The sequence below is a fragment of the Streptomyces sp. NPDC029526 genome, from assembly GCF_040637405.1.
In the GTDB taxonomy this organism is placed as follows: Bacteria; Actinomycetota; Actinomycetes; order Streptomycetales; family Streptomycetaceae; genus Streptomyces.
This window is the reverse complement of record NZ_JBEZWE010000006.1, coordinates 64,546-81,427: the sequence shown is the minus strand read 5'-3', so window position 1 is coordinate 81,427 and position 16,882 is coordinate 64,546. Positions and strand designations below refer to the sequence as shown.

Below are 16,882 nucleotides of genomic sequence, written 5' to 3'. Positions count from 1 at the left end.
TGCCGTCCCGTCTCCCGGGTGCGCCGGGCCGGCTGCCGCGTTTCCCGGCCGCGCCCCGGGGCCCGCCCGGCCGCCTCCACCCGGTCGCTCACTTCCGGCTTCCGCCCGGGCGCCCACTTTCGGCTTCCGCCCGGCGGTGCCGCCGCTCGGCGGCTGCCGTCCTCGCGCGTGCACGGCCCGGCCCGTTCGGCGGGAGCCGTACCCGAGCCCGCCCCCGGACCGCATCCGGCCGCCGCCCGCATCCGGCCGCCGCCCGCCCCACTCGGGGCGAGCGGCGGCCGAACGTGTCCCCGGGGGACGGCCGGTGGGCGAACGTGGTCCGGGACCACCGCCCACCCGGTGCTCGCCCGGTGTCTGCCCGCCCGCCCGATGCCCGCCCGGTCGCCCGGTCGCCCGCCTGGTCTCCCGGTTCCCGACCTCAGAGACCGTAGGTCCGGCCGATGACGTCGCGCTGGATCTCGCTCGTGCCCCCGTACACCGTGGAGACGACCGCGGCGCGCAGGTGCCGCTCCATGTCGAACTCCGTGGTGTAGCCGTAACCGCCCATCATCTGCATGCCTTCCAGGGCGGTCCGCTTGGCGATCTCCGTCGCCTTCAGCTTGGCCATCGACGCCTGCCGCGGAAGGAGTTGATCCGGCCGGGCGTCGCAGTCGAGCGCCACCTCCCGTACCAGCAGCCGGGTGCACTCGATCTCGGTCGCGAGATCCGCGATCCGGTGCCGCAGCGCCTGGAAGGAACCGACGGGACGCCCGAACTGCTCGCGCTCGCGCACGTAGGTCACGGCGTCGTCGAAGGCCCGGCGTGCCAGCCCCAGCATGTTCGCCGCCAGGAACAGGCGCTCGTGGTTCAGGCCGGCCATCAACTGCCGCCATCCGTTGTTCACCTCGCCGACTACCGCCTCCGCGGGGAGCCGCACGTCGGTCAGGAAGACGTCGTTGACCTCCCGGCCGCGCATGGTCTCGATCCCGTGTATCCGGACGCCGGGCGTGTCGGCGGGCAGGTGGAACATGGTCAGCCCGCCGTGCTTGTCCTCGCCCGTGCGGGCGACCAGCAGGATGCTCCGCGCGCAATGGGCGTTGGAGATCCACGTCTTCTGGCCGTCGATCACCCAGGAACCGTCCTTCTCCCGCCGGGCACGGCAGCGCAGCGCACCGACGTCCGACCCGGCTTCCGGCTCCGACATGGCGATGGACAGCACGTCACCGCCGACCACGCCCGTCAGCACCTCCCGCCGCTGCCGCTCGGAACCGAACCGCTCGTAGGCCTTGGCCGTGATGACGGTGGTGATGAAGCCGCCGCAGGGCACCAGCCCGTAGGAGGTCTCCTCCAGGAAGAGGCAGGCGTCGGCCACACCGCCGCCCGCGCCGCCGTACTCCTCCGGCAGGCACACCCCGAGCCAGCCCAGGTCGGCGAGGCGTGCGTAGAGCCCGGGGTGGTGTGCTTCGCGGCCCCCCGAGGTCAGGGCGTCGCGTTGTTCTCGGGTACCGCACTCCCGCTTGGCGAAATCACGTACGGCCGCGGCGAACGCGGTCTGTTCCTCGGTGAGTCGACTGCCCATCGGGTCCCTCCGGTGTCCGGTGCCGGGTCGGCGCGGTTACAAAGTGATGCTAGTTGTTTCATCGTCGCTCGGGGAAGGGTGCGCCGGTATCGTGAGGGGCACCATGAGAACTGACACGAACGACTCGTGGCTCGACCGGGCCCTGGCCCGGTCCGAGCCGGAGGACCACATCGCCCGGCGGATCCTCGACGCGGCCCTGGAGCAGTTCACCCTGCTGGGCGTGCGCCGGTCGTCCATGGACGACGTCGCCAAGCGGGCCGGTGTCTCACGGGTCACCGTCTACCGGCGCTTCCAGACCAAGGACAAGCTCGTCGAGGACACCCTGCTGCGCGAACTGGGCCGGTTCTTCGAGCGGCTGGACGCGGCGGTCGCGGGAGTGCCGACCATGCGCGACCGGGTCGTCGAGGGCTTCGTGGTCGCCCTGCGCCACAGCCGCGCCCACCCGTTGCTCGGCGGCATGCTGCGACTCGAACCCGACGTCGTGCTGCCCTACCTGACCGTGCAGGGCAGTTCCTCGCTGTCGGCCACCGTCGAGTACCTGACGGTCCACCTCCGCCGCGCGCAGCAGGTCGAGGGCCGCCCCGACGAAGACCCGCGCCCCGTCGCCGAGTTGATGGTCCGGGTCGCGGTCTCCTTCCTGCTCAACCCCGCCAGCTGCATCGAGATGGAGGACGAGGACCAGGCCCGGGCCTTCGCCCGCCGCTACCTCGCTCCGCTGCTGGACGCCTGACCGTGTGCGGGCCGAAAAGGACGTGCGGACCGGCGGGCAGGTGGGACAGACTCGCCGGATGACACCGGAGATCAGCCGCATCAACCCCGATCAGCTGCACGAGACGCCCGGATACCACCACGTCACCGTCGTGGAGACGGGCAGGACGGCCTACTTGGCGGGGCAGTGCCCCGTCGGCCCGGACGGCTCCGTCGTCGGTGAGGACTCCCTCGACCTGCAGGTCGACCAGGTCGTCGAGAACGCACTGGCCGCCCTGGCGGCGGTGGACGCCGGGCCCCAGCACGTGGTGCGCTCGGTCATCTACGTGCGCAGCGACGACCGGGAGGACCTGGCCTCCGTCTGGAGCCGGTTCACCGCCTCCCCCCTGGCCCCCGCGTTCACCACCGCCAGCACGCTCCTGGGAGTCGCGCAGCTGGGTTTCGCCGGCCAGCTGGTCGAACTCGATCTCACGGCCGCCCTCCCCGCCTGAGCGACACCGTGCCGGGACCGCCGGTCCGCACGTCACCAAGCGGCCCTTCAGCAGGCGGCCCTTCAGCAGGCGGCCGCTCACCGGGCCGCCGCTCGCCGGCCCGGCGGTCACCGGGAGCCCGTCGTGCGGACCGCCGGTCGCCCCGCTCCACCCCGACGGGGCGCGCTCCGGCCGGCCCCGGCCGCCCTCCCCGTGCGCCTCAGCGCCGCCGGTGCAGGGACCGCGCCAGCCGCACCGCGCGCTCCCGCGTGGCGGGCGGCACCGAGAAGGACGTCAGCGCCATCGCCGGGGCGAACCGCTGCACCGTCACCGACTGCACGGACGTGAAGGCACGCAGCCCCTCCTCGCCGTGGATCCGCCCGAACCCGGAGTCCTGCGAGCCGCCGAACGGCAACGCCGGCACGGCCGCGAACCCCAGCACCGAGTTCACCGACACCGCTCCCGCACGCAGCCGCGCCGCGATCGCCGCGCCGGTCCGGCCACTGCGGCAGAAGACCGCGGCGCCCAGGGCGTACCGCGAGGCATTGGCCCGTTCCACCGCCTCGTCCACGCCGGCCACCGCGTTGATCACCACCACCGGCCCGAACGTCTCCTCCGTCACGACCTGCGCGTCCTCCGGCACATCGGCCAGCACGACCGGAGCCACGTACGGGGCGCGCACCGACTCGGTCCCCCCGAGCAACGCCCGCGCACCCGCGGCGACCGCGCCGCCGACGTGCCGCTCGACGACCTCCACCTGCCCCGCCAGCGTCATCGGGCCGTACGAGGCGTCCGCCCCGTCCCCCGGGCGCAGCGCCCCGGCCCGCTCCACGACCCGCTCGCACAGGGCCGCGTGGATCTCGCGCACCGCGTAGACCCGCTCCACGCCCGCACAGGTCTGCCCCGCGTTGCTCAGCGCCCCCCACACGATCGCGTCGGCCGCCGCGTCCAGGTCCGCGTCCGCGGTGACGATCACCGCGTCCTTCCCGCCGCACTCGGCGAGGAACGGGGTCAGCGTCTGCGCGCACACCGCCATCACCCGGCGGGCCGTCCCGGGTGACCCCGTGAAGGCCAGCTTGTCCACGCCCGACCTGGCCAGTGCCTCCCCGGTCCCGGCGGCGCCGGTCACCGTGGTGAACAGCCCGGCGTACTCGGGCACGGCGGCGTCGAACAGCTCGGCCGTCAGGACCCCGGTGCCGGGGGTCAGCTCGCTCGGCTTGAAGACCACCCCGTTCCCCGCGGCCAGGGCGTAACCGAGGGAGCCCATCGGCGTGTAGAGGGGGTAGTTCCACGGTCCGATCACCCCGACCACCCCCAGCGGCCGGTGCACCAGCGACGCCCGCTGGTGGACGGTGAACAGTCCGGTGCCCACCCTCCGCCGGCGCAGCACCCGTTCGGCGTTGCGGGCCGCCCAGCCCAGGTGCTCCAGGGTGAGGACCACCTCCAGCGCCGCGTCCCCGGCCGGCTTGCCGGTCTCCTCGGCGATGGTGCGCGCCACCGCGTCCAACTCCGTGGCCAGGGTCTTCTTCCAGCGCAGCAGGTGGTCGCGGCGCCGGCGCGCGGGCAGCGCCGCCCATCCGGCCTGCGCGTCCCGCGCGCGGGCCACGGCACGCGCCACCTCCTCGGGACCGTGCACCGGGTGCTCGGCGAGCGCCTTGCCGGTCGCGGGGGAGTGCGTGGTGAACGTCGCCGCACGGGGGGCGGCGGCGGGCGTGGTGTCGGTCATCGGGTCTCCTCACGGTGAACATCGGAGGCGGACGGCCGGACCGGAGCGGCGGTCCCGGCCGTCGGCGCCTCGTCCTGGGGCTGGGCCGTCCCGCGGGAGTGCGCCCAGTGCGGACCCAGGTCGTCCAGGGTCCAGCCGAAGGGATACGTACGGGCCTTCGGCTTGCGCGGAAGCCGTTCCGGCCGCGCGGGCAGCAGACGGATCAGCGCGGCCCGGACGCGGAAGCCCCGGTGCACGACGGCCCGCACCAGGCGCGGCTGCGGCCGGAAGCCGAGCGCGGTCAGCAGGGGTTCGTCCAGGACGGCGAGCAGGATCCGTGAGGCGGCACGGCGCAGCGGAGCCGGGTACCAGGCCGCCATGATCCGTAACGTGGCGGCGGCCACGCGGCGGTTGGCGGGATCGTAGGCGAACATCTCCCGCTCGTAGGCGTCGTGCAGCTGCTCGAACTCCTCGTAGGTGCGCGGCACATCGGCGATCCCCATCATCTCGCCCATCCGCCGGCCCACCAGCGCGAGACTCCGGGTCTCCTGCTCCGACAGGCGCCGCCAGCCGAACCGGTCGATCCACCGCTTCGGCCCCACCACCGTGGTCGCCAGCACGTACAGGAAGTCCTCGTTGGGGATCCGGTAGCGCCCGTGGATACGGTTCAGGTGCCGTGCGGCGGCACGCCCGTGCGCGGAGTCCATCCCCTCCCGGACCATCTCGTACGTGAGCAGCACCGTGTCGTCGTACCGCTTCTGGCCGGCGCGTTCGAACTCCTGGGTGCGGTCCAGCAGCCGCGAGATGCGCGGGACGCCGTAGTCGCGCAGGAACGCGACGGACGTCCCGTGGAGGTAGTCGCGGGGGAACTCGTGCTGGATGATCCAGCGGTAGATCTGCTCGAAGTCGCGTTCCGGATCCATCTGCTGGATACGGCGGAGCCGGCTGTAACGGCCCATGGGTGACCCCTCCCGGTGGACGGTCTCCGCGTCGCTCGGCACCCCGTACGCCGTACGGCCGCGGACGACGGCGCTCCCGGCCTGGAGGGCAGGCGTGTCCTGCGGTGGTGCCGGAATCCGGGGGGAGCACCGCTGTGAGTCGAAGATACTGAAACTATTGATTTGTTTCACCAGGGCGTCAACACCCGTGACACAACGGGGACTCGACGAACGCGCACGCGGCCGTACCGTAGGGGGAAGCGCTGACGCGCGGACCGTCACGGAGGCGGCGGCCCACCGGGGGCGCCGACCCCCGGCCGTCCCACCGACGCGTCACGCGTCATCCACCGTGCTCCGCGAGCCCGTTGCCCGGTGGGTTCAGTCCCCCGGTCCGGCCCCCTGCGCCCCTGCGCACTCCGGGCCGAGACCGGCGACGAACCCGGACCACGCACGGTGCGCGAACGCGAGCCGAGGGCCACCGCGCTCCTTGGAGTCCCGCACGTGGACGGCCAGGTGGCCGGCGGCGACTTCGACGCACTCGCCCCCTTCATCCCCGCTGTAACTGCTGCTGAACCAGGTGAGACGGGTCGGCTGTTCGGTTTTCATAGGGCTCCCAGCATCTTCTCGAGCAGGCGCAGGGACTCGCGTGGAGTGAGTGCCTGCCCTCGGATGCTGCCATGCTTCGCCGCCAGGACACGCACCTGTTCCTGGTCAGCGACCAGGCGGCTGAAGTGCTGGACCTCCAGGTACGCCACCTGCGGCTTCGACTTGGGAGTGAGCAGCGTGAACGGCCCGCCCATCCCCGCGTGGTCTTCGCTGGAAGTGGGCATGACCTGGATCTCGACGTGCCGCAGCCGGCCGATCCGGAGGAGTTGTTCCAACTGGCCGCGCTGCACGTCCGAACCGCCGAACGGCTGGCGCAGAATGCTCTCCTGGATGACCGCACTCACGGTCGGTGGTGGCCATCGCGTCATCAACTCCTGCCTGCTCATGCGGGCCGCAACGCGCTCCTCGACGGTCTCGTCGTCGAAGTAGGGCTGCCGACTGACGAACACGGCCCGTGCGTAGTCGGACGTCTGGAACAACCCCGGTACCGCCTGATTGGCGAAGTAGCGGAGCTCCACGGCCTCCGCCTCCAGCCGCGCATAGTCGCGGAACCACTCCGGATGCCGCACCCGGCGTCGGGTCTTCGCCCGGGTGACGTCCTCCGCGGCCGAGGCGAGCAGGCCGCCGCAGTCCAGCAACCGGTCGACCGCGACGAGCAGTTCGGGCTGCGGAGTCCGCCGGGCCCGTTCGACCGACGAGATCGTCTCCTCCCCGTAGCCGAGCCGTTCGCCCAGCTCCTTCCGGCTCAGCCCGGCCCGCTCACGGGCGACCCTGATCTGCCGTCCCAGAGCCCGGAACAGGTCCGCGACCTCGTCCGTACCGTCCGTGTCGTCACCCGTGGGACCCGCCGACCCCGGTTGCACTGCCATGCCGCACCACCACCCTGCCCTGATCCGTCTGCCGGGGACGGAACCTGCGAAGGCCCGGCCCGGTCACGGGCATACGCCCGTACGTCGCTCCGTCCCCGCCGGGACAGTCACCCCGTGTACCGCCCGAAGGGCTCCCCACGGTAGGGCGGTTCGGTCACCCTCGGTGAGGTTAACGAACGAACCGTCACCGCTCCAGGTGAACCGACCGTAGGCACGGCGCGCTGGCGCACCGTGTTCCCAGCCACCGCACTCGGTGCGCACAGGGTGCGTCACGCGGCCGAGCAATGGCTGGCCGCGCGGCACGGCAGGCAGGACGAAGGGCCCCGCGACGGCACGGGCGGCGCCCCGCTGAACGGCCCGCGCACCTCCTGCGACGACGACGCCACCGCGACGGCCCGTCTCCTCATCGCCGAACTGACCGCCAATGCGGTCCTGCACGGCCGGGTGCGGGGCAGGCACGCACGTCTCACCCTCACCCTGACGCCCACCGCACTCCGCATCGAGGTCACCGACGCCCGGGGCGACCGCCGGCCCGCGCCCGTCCCCGGCTCCGACACCACCGGGGAGTCCGGACGGGGCCTGCTCCTCGTCGCGGCGCTCGCGGACGACTGGGGCTGCGAGCCCTGCCCGCCGGGCGGCAAGACCGTGTGGGCGGAGTGCGGCGGCCGGTGGAACCGCAGCCCCGGCCCGTGCTCCGGTGCCTGAGGAGGGACCCACCGCTGCCGGAGCCACACGTCCTGACGTCGGCAGGAAGGAGCCACACGTCCTGACGTCGGCAGGGCGGTCCTGCGCGCCGAGTCGGTCAAGGGACACCAGGCCCGCCGAGGAAGGACGCCGAGCTCAGTCCCGCTCGGTCCCGCTGCTCGGAACTGTCGTGGGGCGTTTCACCGACGCCGTCGTGAAGTGCCGGGCGCAGCGGCACGGGCCTCCGACTCGGTCGGCTGGTGGTCGACGTGGGCCGGACGGATCGAAGCGAAGGCCGTGGCGAGCTGGTCCAGCAGAGGCTCGGCGCGGGGGTGGGGGTCGCGGCGCGGTGTGATCGCGTAGATCCCACGGGTCGGGGGAGCTACGAGGGGCAGGGTGGTCACGTCGGCCCGCAGCGCGCACCTCAGCACCCCGGGTATCAGCGCGATGGCATGACCGGTGGCGACCAGGGCCAGTTTGCCCGGCAGATCGGCGGCGGCGAGGTCGATGCGGACGCTGACTCCGGCGCGGGCGGCGTGCTGGTGCAGGAGCGCCGCCGAGCCGTCGTTGTCCTCGACCCAGGTCTCGTCGGCCAGCGCCTCGACGCGCACCGGCCCGCTCCCGGCTCGCGGATGGTCGACGGGCAGCACGACGTCACCGGTCCTCGCCCCCGGGGAACGATACAAAACCTTTCCAGGCCGGGGCCCGGCACGGCCTCCCGGCTCGAAGACCGAGCACCGGGCCCCAGGTCATGACGTCGGCAGGACGGTCCGGCGCGCCGGGTCGGTCAAGGAACACCAGGCCCGCCGAGGGTGTCCGCCCAGCTCAGCGCCGGTACGACAACCCGTGCCCGGAGGGGAACAGGACGGTGTCCGGATCGTCGGCGCGGGGGATGGGCACCGGCAGCCGTCCGCGCGGGTCGACCCGGCCGGCGATCACCCGGGCGGCGGCATGCAGTTCGACCTCGGTCCAGCAGTAGGAGGCCAACGACGCCCGGACGTCGCCGAGATGGGCGATGTCGTACGGGTTGCGCACCGCCAGGTGGACGACCGGAACGCCCGTCGCGAGAAGCCGGGAGACCAGCGTGCGCTGGGCGCTGGTGGCACCGACGTTCTCGGTGGTGACCACCACCGCGTCGCGTCCCCGGGTGGCGGCCACCGCCTCGTCGACCGTCGCCGCGTCGGGTGAACGGCCGGTCGCGAGGTGGGTGGTGCGGTAGCCCAACTCATCGAAAGCCCGAGCCAGTTCGGGAACCGTGGACCGGGTGGCGTCCGTCGGGAAGGCGGGGCTGGCCCCGACGACGAGCAGCTTCTTCTGTCCGCGGCGCAGGGGCAGCGCGCCGCCCTTGTCGACCAGCAGGGTGGTGGTGCGCTCGGCGATGCGGGCGGCGGAGAGCCGGTGCGCGCGGGCGCCGACGACGCGGTCGACCACCTTGGGGGAGACGTAGGGGCTGCCGCTGAGCAGGCCGGCCTTCTCCTTCACCCGCAGGATGCGCAGGACGGACTCGTCCAGGCGGTCCTCGGTGATCTCGCCGCCGCGGACGGCGGCGAGGACGCCGTGGTAGGCGACGTCGATGTCCGGCGGGAACAGCAACTGGTCGGCGCCCGCCTTGAGGGCGAGCACCGGCACGCGGTCGTCGCCGTACTTGGTGCGCACGCCCTGCATGTTGAGCGCGTCGGTGACGATGACGCCGTCGAAGCCGAGTTCGCCGCGCAGCACGCCCTGGAGGATGGTGGGCGACAGGGTGGCCGGCTCGTTGCTGGGGTCGAGCGCCGGGACCTGGAGGTGCGCGGTCATGATCGAGTCGACACCGGCGGCGATGGCGGCCCGGAACGGCGGGGCGTCGATGCGCTCCCACTCCTCCCTGGTGTGGGTGATCACGGGCAGTTCGGTGTGGCTGTCCTGCCCGGTGTCCCCGTGGCCGGGGAAGTGCTTGGCGCAGGCCACGACACCCGCCTGCTGATACCCCGTCACCTGGGCGGCCACCATGCGGCCGACCTCGCGCGGATCGGCGCCGAAGGAGCGGACGTTGATGATCGGGTTGGCCGGGTTGACGTTGACGTCGGCGACCGGGGCGAAGTTCTGGTGGATGCCCAGCGCGGCGAGTTCGGTACCGGAGATCCGCCCGGCGGTGCGCGCGTCGGACAGTGAACGGCCCGCGCCGAGCGCCATCGCTCCCGGCAGCTGGGTGGCGCCGCTGCCGATGCGGACGTTCGCGCCGTGCTCCTGGTCGATGGAGATCAGGGCGGGGACGGGCGTGGGCAGCGCGAGCGAGGCCCGCTGGATGCCGTTGGTCAGGTCCGCGATCTGGCGCGGGTCGTGGAGGTTGTTGGTCCAGCCCTGGAAGTAGATGACCCCGCCGAGGTGGTACTTGGCGATGAGTTCGGCCACGGTGCGGACGCCCAGTTCCCTGAGGTTGCGGTCCTGGTCGAACTGGCTGGGCGAGGTCGCCGACGAGCCGTAGAAGTACGGCACGAACAGCTGGCCGACCTTCGCCTCGGTGCTCATTCCGGAGAGGATCTTCTTCAGGCGCCGGTCGCGCCGGTGGGCGGCCGCAGGGGTGGCCGTCGCGCCCACGACACCCGTGGCACTCGCGGCGACCACGGCCGCGGAGGCGAGGACGGTTCGTCTGGACGGGCTTCGGTCCTGCATGCGGGCATGCTCCTTCCAGCCTTGCTGGGCAGGGGAGTTGCGGGAATCACGAGGGGAGCCGAACAGCGCGCAACGTAGCCCGCGGATCCTGCGCGGGGCAAGAGGTCTAGACACAATAGGTCTAGACAAAGCAAGGGCTGCTGCTCCCGACGCGTCGCGCGCCGCACCTCTGGCCGGACACCGCCTCGGCGATCACCGGCCCCCTCGGCCGGGCTGGTCGTCCCACGCCACCTGCGCACCACCGGAGAGCCGGAAGGTGCGGCGGGCCCGGCCCACCCGCCGGACCCGCCGCACCGGTCTCCCCCCTGGTCACCGGCCCCCGTCCTGCCGTCAGCGTTGCATCGTGAGCAGACCTGGACGGTAGGGCAGGAGGCCGTAGTCCCCGCCGGAGTTGGGGCTGCGCCCCTGGTACAGCAGCTGCAGGCGGCAGGGGTCGACGGTCATGGTCTGATCGGGATTGGTGCGGAGCAGTTCGCCGTGGCTGATGTCGTTGGTCCAGGTGGCGCCGCTGTTGGCCTTGCCGGCGAAGGGGTTGCTCTCGGTCGCGGCCTGGGGCGTCCAGGAGCCGTTCAGGCTCGTCGCCGTGAACGAGCGGAAGTAGCGGCCCTGCGAGCCGATCGCCTCGACGATCATGAGGTAGCGGTTCTGGCCCTCCAGTTTGTAGACCTGCGGGGCTTCGAACAGGTTGTTCGTCGTGTCGCTCATGACCACGGTCGAGGTCGACCCGAAGCTGCCCGGGAAGTTCCCGATCGGCATGTTCGCCCGGTAGATCCGGCCGTTGTCGCCGGCGAAGAACAGGTACATGTTCGTGCCGTCACCGATGAGGGCCTGGTCGATGGGTCCCGTCCCGGAGTCGGGGATGCTCCCGGAGAAGAGCACCTGCTCGGACGACCAGCCGTTGGGGTCGGTGGGGTTGCTCGACGTCCGGTAGGAGAAGGCGGTGCGGCCCCACTGGTAGGCGAGCACCCAGATGTCCTTCGGCGCGAAGTAGAACAGCGTGGGCGCCACGGTCGAGGCCGACATCGGGTTCTGGCCGGCCGAGGCCATCTGGGACCAGTCGGTGAACAGGTCGAAGTTCATCGACCCCCACCGCGTCCCGGTGTCGTGCGTGGTCGCGTAGACGAGCTGCCGGCCGTTGTAGGGGGCGACGGTGAAGTCCTTGAGCGAGACCCAGCCCTGCCGGGGCTGCGCCAGTGCGCCCGTGGACGTCCAGCGGTAGCTCGACGGCAGCTCGCACGTGCCGGGTGTGCCGGGATCGCCGGCGCCGACCTCGACGAGCCGCCACTGCTGGTTGGTCCCGCCCCAGTCGTCGTACTGGACGATGTTCGCGTTGTCGGCGGTGGACCCGCCCTGCACTTCGAGGGCCTTGCCGCTGTGGCGCGAGATGAGCCGGACGTGGCCGTCCGCGCTGTCGGCCAGCCGCCACTGCTGGTTCGTGCCGTTCAGGTCGGACCACTGGACGATCGAACCGCCGTTGGCGGTGGACCAGTTGTACACGTCCAGCACCTTGCCCGAGTGGCGGGACCTGAGGCGGTAGTACCCGTCACCGGAATCGACGAACTGCCACTGCTGCTGGGCCTGGTCGTTCCGCGTCCACTGGGTGATGCGGGCCCCGTCGGCGGTCGCCCGGTTGTGGACGTCCAGGGCCTTTCCGCTGTTGCGGTTGACCAGCACGTACGTGGCGTTGGTGTCGACGGTGGCCGCCTCGGCGGGCTGGGCGCCGAGGAACGTGGCCAGGAGGAGCAGCGGAGCGAGGACGCCGAGTAAGCGTCTCGGACCGACCGGGGACAGCGGGCGTGACCACATCGAGGGCCTCCTTGAGGGCGGGTGGGGGGCGGCGGCGAACCGCGGGAGCGGCAGCCGCTCCGGGGTGGGGCGGATGTCGAATGTTTCGAAAGTGATCCCGGTTGCGTGACGCCACAAGCTAGGAAGCCGACGCTCCGGGGTCAAGGTCTACGGCCGACCTGACCACAAACAGTCCCTCCGAACCGGCCGAGCGGTCCGGCAGGTTGACCGGAGAACGGCAGGTGGTGAGCGGTCCGACGAGTCGCCTCCGTGGGCCTGACTCCGTGACCGGCCGTCCGAAAGTTTCGCACCGGAGTCGGAAATTGATGACGCCGAGGGGTTGACGAGGCACTGTCAATCACTCAATGATCCTGTCTGGTACGCCGACCGCGTACCGAAATCTCGAACGGAGCCCGCCTGTGCGGGCTCCTACAGCCCGAGCCGCACCACAGCCGTGCCACAGCCCGCACGGCCGAAGGACCGCCGCCCGGCGCACCCCGGCGGCCGACCGGGACCGTCCGTGCCGGTCGAGATCTCCCCCCGGGTCCCATGACCGCGACGTCCGGTGACCCCGTCATCCCCTACCCCCTGGAGGTACAGCCATGGGCTCCTCAGCCCTCGCCAGACCCCCTGTACGGCAGAAGTTCCGCGCCGCGATGCTGGCGCTGGTCGCCGGCTCCGTCGGCCTGGCCGGCGCGCTCGTCGCGCCGTCGCCCGCCCAGGCCGCCGAGAGCACCCTCGGTGCCGCGGCGGCACAGAGCGGCCGCTACTTCGGCGTCGCCATCGCCGCCAACCGGCTGAGCGACTCCACGTACGCCTCGATCGCGAACCGTGAGTTCAACTCGGTGACGGCCGAGAACGAGATGAAGATCGACGCCACCCAGCCGCAGCGGGGCCAGTTCAACTTCACCAACGCCGACCGCGTCTACAACTGGGCGGTGCAGAACGGCAAGGAGGTGCGCGGTCACACGCTGGCCTGGCACTCCCAGCAGCCCGGCTGGATGCAGAACCTCAGCGGCGGCGCGCTGCGCCAGGCGATGATCGACCACATCAACGGCGTGATGGCCCACTACAAGGGCAAGATCACGCAGTGGGACGTGGTGAACGAGGCGTTCGCCGACGGCAGTTCGGGTGCCCGGCGCGACTCCAACCTGGAGCGCACCGGCAGCGACTGGATCGAGGTCGCCTTCCGCACCGCGCGGGCCGCCGACCCGTCGGCCAAGCTCTGCTACAACGACTACAACGTCGAGGACTGGACCTGGGCCAAGACCCAGGCCATGTACCGCATGGTGCGGGACTTCAAGCAGCGCGGCGTGCCGATCGACTGCGTCGGCTTCCAGTCGCACTTCAACAGCGGCAGCCCCTACAACAGCAACTTCCGCACCACGCTGCAGCAGTTCGCCGCCCTCGGGGTCGACGTGGCCGTCACCGAGCTCGACATCCAGGGCGCCTCGCCCAACACCTACGCCGCCGTGGTCAACGACTGCCTGGCCGTCTCCCGCTGCCTCGGCGTCACCGTCTGGGGCGTCCGCGACAGCGACTCCTGGCGTTCGGAGCACACGCCGCTGCTGTTCAACAACGACGGCAGCAAGAAGCAGGCGTACAGCGCCGTGCTGAACGCCCTCAACGCGGGCGGCGGCAACCCGGACCCCGACCCGGACCCGGACCCGGAGCCCGGTGACGGCACCGCCATCAGGGGCGTCGCCTCGGGCCGCTGCCTGGACGTGCCCAACGCCAGTACGGCCGACGGCACCCAGGTGCAGCTCTACGACTGCAACAACCGCACCAACCAGCAGTGGACGCTGACCGGCTCCGGTGAGCTCAGGGTCTACGGCGACAAGTGCCTGGACGCCGCCGGCACCGGAAACGGCGCCAAGGTCCAGATCTACAGCTGCTGGGGCGGCGACAACCAGAAGTGGCGCCTGAACTCCGACGGTTCCATCGTCGGCGTCCAGTCCGGCAAGTGCCTGGACGCCGTGGGCGCCGGCACCGCCAACGGCACCCAGATCCAGATCTACTCCTGCTCCGGCGGCAACAACCAGCGCTGGACCCGCGCCTGACACGACCCGCGCGAGCACAGCACCGCAGCACGTGAGGGCCGCCGCCGTCCAGGCGGCGGCCCTCACCGGCCGTCCGTCGTGCCGCAACGGACGCTGCCCGGCACCCGAAGGGAACACGACCTCCGTGCACCTGTACGACAACCCGGTGATCAGCGGGTTCCACCCCGATCCGAGCGTGTGCCGGGTCGGCGACGACTACTACCTGGTGTGCTCCAGCTTCGAGTACGTCCCCGGACTGCCGCTGTTCCACAGCAGGGACCTGGTGCACTGGGAGCAGATCGGCAACGTGCTGGACCGCCCCGCGCAGCTGCCGCTGCCCCTCCCCGGCGCCAAGGCGTCCGGCGGGCTCTACGCCCCCACCATCCGTCACCACGACGGCCGTTACTGGGTCATCACCACCAACATCGACGGCGGCGGCACCTTCGTCGTCACCGCCGAGCGGCCCGAGGGGCCGTGGAGCGACCCGGTGTGGACCGGCCTGCCCGGCATCGACCCCGACCTCGCGTGGGAGGAGGACGGCACCTGCTGGTGCGCCTTCTCCGGTCCCGCCGGCGGCATCAACATCGCCAGGATCGACCCCCTCGGGGGAGAGGTGCTGGAGGGGCCCGTCGCCACCTGGTCCGGCACCGGACTGAAGTTCCCCGAGGCACCGCACCTGTACCGCATCGGCGACTGGTGGTACCTGCTCATCGCCGAGGGCGGCACGGAACGCGGCCACAGCGTGTCCGTGGCCCGCAGCCGCTCGCCGCGCGGCCCCTGGGAGGGCGCACCCGGCAACCCCCTGCTGACCCACAGCGGCAGCGCCCGCCCCGTCCAGAACACCGGCCACGCCGACCTGGTGCAGGCCCCCGACGGCAGCTGGTGGATGGTGCTGCTCGGCGTCCGCCCCCGCGGCTTCACGCCCGACGTGCACGTGCTCGGCCGCGAGACGTTCCTGACCCCCGTGGAGTGGGACGAGGACGGCTGGCCCGTCGTCGCGCCCGTCCCCGAGCGGCACCCGGCGCCGGGCGGCGCCTGGCATCCCGTGCCCGCCCCGCCCGCCCGCGACGACTTCGACGGGCCGGCTCTCGCCCCGCACTGGATCTCGCCGTTCGCCCGCCCCGAGGGCTCCTGGTCCCTCACCGAGCGCCCGGGCCATCTGGTCCTCCACGCGACCGGCCCCACCCTGGACAGCCCCGGACACACCTTCGTCGGCCGCCGCCAGCAGCACCACGACTGCCGCGTCACCGCCCTGCTCGACCCGGGCACCGGCCGCGGCGGCCTCTGCGTGCGCCTGGACGAGGCCCACCACTACGAGATCGAGGCCGGGGACGGAGAGGTCCGCGTCGTCGCCCGGATCGGGCCGCTGCGCAGCACCGTCGCCCGCCAGCCGGCCCCGGCCGGCCCCCTGACCCTCACCGTCACGGTCCGGACGACCGGCCTGGTCCCCGCGTCACCCGGACTCACCGACGGCGGGACCACCGGCCCCGACACCCTCGCCTTCCACGTCGGCACTCCCGGCACCCCGGACGGGCCGCCGCTCGCCGAACTGGACGGACGCTACCTGTCCACCGAGGTCGCCGGCGGCTTCACCGGCCGGGTCATCGGCATGTACGCCACCGAGGGCACGGTCGCCTTCGACTGGTACGAGTACGTCCCGGCGCCTGCCGGTTGACGCGCGGGTGCGGGCGGGCTCCGGCCCCCCGGGGCCCTCGTCCACGCCCGTCCGACCCCCCGGCCGAGGCGCCGGTCGGACCCCGCGGAGCCCAGCCGCGCCTTGGGATAATCTGTCCCCATGCCCCCCCGACCAGCCGGATCGCGCCCCACCCTGTCCCTGGTGGCCCAGACCGCCGGTACGAGCGTGCCCACCGTGTCCAAGGTGCTGCGAGGCGGAACCGACGTCTCGGCGGAGACACGCGCGAGGGTCATGGAGGCCGTGCGGGCCGTCGGCTACACCCGCAGGGGCGGGGCCAAGAGCGAGAGCGGGCGGGACGAGCCCGGCCTGTCCCACGTACTCGACCTCGTCGTCACCCACTTCGAGGGGTCCTGGGCCAACCTGCTGATCGCCGGCGTCGGCCGGGAAGCGGCCGCGGCCGGCCTCGACGTCGTCCTGACCCTCGCCGAACCGGACGGCGACTGGGTGTCGCGGGTCCTGCGCCGACGCACCCTCGGCGTGATCGGGACGCTCGTCGATCCCGCCTCGCACCAGTTCGGCACCCTCTTCGCCGCCGGCGTCCCCGTGGTGCTGATCGACCCCATGAGCACACCCCCGTCCGGGGTGTCGAGCGTCGGCGTGGCGAACTGGGAAGGCGGCAGGATGGCCGCCGAGCACCTGCTGTCCCTCGGCCACGAGCGCATGGGCGTGGTCGCCGGCCACGCCCGCCACCTCTTCAGCCGCGCCCGCGTCGACGGTTTCCGCGCCGCGGCCGACACGGCGGCGGCCGGCCCGGCCACGGTGTCGGTGGCCCACGGCGGCTGGAACCGGACCAAGGCGGCCACCGCCGCCCACACCCTGCTCGACGCCGACCCCGGCATCACCGGGCTCTTCGCCTGCGCGGACTCCATGGCACTCGGCATCTACGACGCCCTGGCCGCCCGCGGGATGCGGATCCCCGAGGACATCAGTGTCGTCGGCTTCGACGACCTGCCGGAGGCGCAGTACATCACCCCCGGCCTGACGACCGTCCGCCAGCCCAGCACCGAACTGGGCGCCGCCGCGGTCAAGCTCCTCATCGAGCAGACCCGCGGCGAGGACGGCGGCGCCCGGTCACCCGCCCGCATGGAACTGGCCACCGAGCTGGTCGTCCGGTCCTCCACCGCACCCGCCCGGGCCACCACGGCACCACGCCGGTGACCCGCCGGCCGCGG

At 72.5% G+C, this 16,882-nt stretch carries 13 protein-coding genes and 1 pseudogene; 6 read left to right on the top strand and 8 right to left on the bottom strand.

Annotation, left to right across the window (positions count from 1 at the left end; translation table 11 throughout):
• Window positions 1-418: 418 nt before the first annotated feature.
• A complete protein-coding gene (locus tag AB0F01_RS16535) occupies window positions 419-1,558 on the bottom strand; it encodes an acyl-CoA dehydrogenase family protein (RefSeq protein ID WP_362095433.1) in 1,140 nt (379 codons plus the stop codon).
• A gap of 103 nt (window positions 1,559-1,661) precedes the next feature.
• Between AB0F01_RS16535 and AB0F01_RS16530 the strand changes: the two genes are divergently transcribed.
• Window positions 1,662-2,288 carry a TetR/AcrR family transcriptional regulator gene (locus AB0F01_RS16530; RefSeq protein WP_362095430.1) on the top strand — a complete coding sequence of 209 codons (627 nt, stop codon included), beginning with the start codon at window positions 1,662-1,664 and terminating at the stop codon, window positions 2,286-2,288.
• A gap of 58 nt (window positions 2,289-2,346) precedes the next feature.
• Entirely contained in the window at window positions 2,347-2,757 is a 411-nt protein-coding gene (locus AB0F01_RS16525) for a RidA family protein (protein WP_362095428.1), read from the top strand.
• Window positions 2,758-2,956: 199 nt separating this feature from the next.
• Here AB0F01_RS16525 and AB0F01_RS16520 read toward each other — a convergent pair whose 3' ends face one another.
• The 4 genes from AB0F01_RS16520 to AB0F01_RS16505 form a co-directional block, all read right to left on the bottom strand.
• Window positions 2,957-4,462, bottom strand: a complete 1,506-nt coding sequence (locus tag AB0F01_RS16520) for an aldehyde dehydrogenase family protein (protein WP_362095425.1) — start codon at window positions 4,460-4,462, stop codon at window positions 2,957-2,959.
• Complete coding sequence (locus AB0F01_RS16515) at window positions 4,459-5,400, bottom strand: oxygenase MpaB family protein (protein ID WP_362095422.1); 942 nt, start codon at window positions 5,398-5,400, stop codon at window positions 4,459-4,461. Before AB0F01_RS16515 ends, AB0F01_RS16520 begins: the two co-directional genes overlap by 4 nt.
• Before the next feature lie 357 nt (window positions 5,401-5,757).
• Window positions 5,758-5,985, bottom strand: coding sequence for a DUF397 domain-containing protein (locus AB0F01_RS16510; RefSeq protein ID WP_362095420.1), 228 nt, complete (start codon window positions 5,983-5,985; stop codon window positions 5,758-5,760).
• A complete protein-coding gene (locus AB0F01_RS16505; RefSeq protein WP_362095417.1) occupies window positions 5,982-6,854 on the bottom strand; it encodes a helix-turn-helix transcriptional regulator in 873 nt (290 codons plus the stop codon). The genes AB0F01_RS16510 and AB0F01_RS16505 overlap by 4 nt, the downstream gene beginning before the upstream one ends.
• A 348-nt stretch (window positions 6,855-7,202) precedes the next feature.
• On the opposite strand from AB0F01_RS16505, the gene AB0F01_RS16500 reads away from it, so the two are divergent.
• A complete protein-coding gene (locus AB0F01_RS16500; RefSeq protein WP_362096013.1) occupies window positions 7,203-7,559 on the top strand; it encodes an ATP-binding protein in 357 nt (118 codons plus the stop codon).
• A 179-nt stretch (window positions 7,560-7,738) separates the two neighbouring features.
• Here the strand turns inward: AB0F01_RS16500 and AB0F01_RS16495 are convergent.
• From AB0F01_RS16495 to AB0F01_RS16485, 3 genes and pseudogenes are all read right to left on the bottom strand, one after another.
• A pseudogene (locus tag AB0F01_RS16495) lies at window positions 7,739-8,191 on the bottom strand (LysR substrate-binding domain-containing protein); the annotation flags it as partial.
• A 172-nt stretch (window positions 8,192-8,363) separates the two neighbouring features.
• Window positions 8,364-10,190 carry a glycoside hydrolase family 3 protein gene (locus AB0F01_RS16490; protein ID WP_362095415.1) on the bottom strand — a complete coding sequence of 609 codons (1,827 nt, stop codon included), beginning with the start codon at window positions 10,188-10,190 and terminating at the stop codon, window positions 8,364-8,366.
• Window positions 10,191-10,520: 330 nt separating this feature from the next.
• Window positions 10,521-11,996 carry a non-reducing end alpha-L-arabinofuranosidase family hydrolase gene (locus AB0F01_RS16485; protein WP_362095413.1) on the bottom strand — a complete coding sequence of 492 codons (1,476 nt, stop codon included), beginning with the start codon at window positions 11,994-11,996 and terminating at the stop codon, window positions 10,521-10,523.
• A 581-nt stretch (window positions 11,997-12,577) separates the two neighbouring features.
• Here AB0F01_RS16485 and AB0F01_RS16480 point away from each other — a divergent pair.
• From AB0F01_RS16480 to AB0F01_RS16470, 3 genes are all read left to right on the top strand, one after another.
• Window positions 12,578-14,035, top strand: coding sequence for an endo-1,4-beta-xylanase (locus tag AB0F01_RS16480; protein WP_362095411.1), 1,458 nt, complete (start codon window positions 12,578-12,580; stop codon window positions 14,033-14,035).
• Window positions 14,036-14,159: 124 nt separating this feature from the next.
• On the top strand, window positions 14,160-15,689 hold the full coding sequence (locus AB0F01_RS16475; RefSeq protein WP_362095408.1) for a glycoside hydrolase family 43 protein: 1,530 nt from the start codon (window positions 14,160-14,162) through the stop codon (window positions 15,687-15,689).
• A gap of 120 nt (window positions 15,690-15,809) precedes the next feature.
• Window positions 15,810-16,868: a LacI family DNA-binding transcriptional regulator gene (locus AB0F01_RS16470; protein WP_362095405.1), complete on the top strand. Its 1,059-nt coding sequence runs from the start codon at window positions 15,810-15,812 to the stop codon at window positions 16,866-16,868.
• Window positions 16,869-16,882 lie beyond the last annotated feature (14 nt).

Bases quoted from the DNA above. Each gene is read 5' to 3' on its own strand.
- AB0F01_RS16535 (WP_362095433.1), bottom strand. From the start codon at position 1,558: ATGGGCAGTCGACTCACCGAGGAACAGACCGCGTTCGCCGCGGCCGTA.
- AB0F01_RS16530 (WP_362095430.1), top strand. From the start codon at position 1,662: ATGAGAACTGACACGAACGACTCGTGGCTCGACCGGGCCCTGGCCCGG.
- AB0F01_RS16525 (WP_362095428.1), top strand. From the start codon at position 2,347: ATGACACCGGAGATCAGCCGCATCAACCCCGATCAGCTGCACGAGACG.
- AB0F01_RS16520 (WP_362095425.1), bottom strand. From the start codon at position 4,462: ATGACCGACACCACGCCCGCCGCCGCCCCCCGTGCGGCGACGTTCACC.
- AB0F01_RS16515 (WP_362095422.1), bottom strand. From the start codon at position 5,400: ATGGGCCGTTACAGCCGGCTCCGCCGTATCCAGCAGATGGATCCGGAA.
- AB0F01_RS16510 (WP_362095420.1), bottom strand. From the start codon at position 5,985: ATGAAAACCGAACAGCCGACCCGTCTCACCTGGTTCAGCAGCAGTTAC.
- AB0F01_RS16505 (WP_362095417.1), bottom strand. From the start codon at position 6,854: ATGGCAGTGCAACCGGGGTCGGCGGGTCCCACGGGTGACGACACGGAC.
- AB0F01_RS16490 (WP_362095415.1), bottom strand. From the start codon at position 10,190: ATGCAGGACCGAAGCCCGTCCAGACGAACCGTCCTCGCCTCCGCGGCC.
- AB0F01_RS16485 (WP_362095413.1), bottom strand. From the start codon at position 11,996: ATGTGGTCACGCCCGCTGTCCCCGGTCGGTCCGAGACGCTTACTCGGC.
- AB0F01_RS16480 (WP_362095411.1), top strand. From the start codon at position 12,578: ATGGGCTCCTCAGCCCTCGCCAGACCCCCTGTACGGCAGAAGTTCCGC.
- AB0F01_RS16470 (WP_362095405.1), top strand. From the start codon at position 15,810: ATGCCCCCCCGACCAGCCGGATCGCGCCCCACCCTGTCCCTGGTGGCC.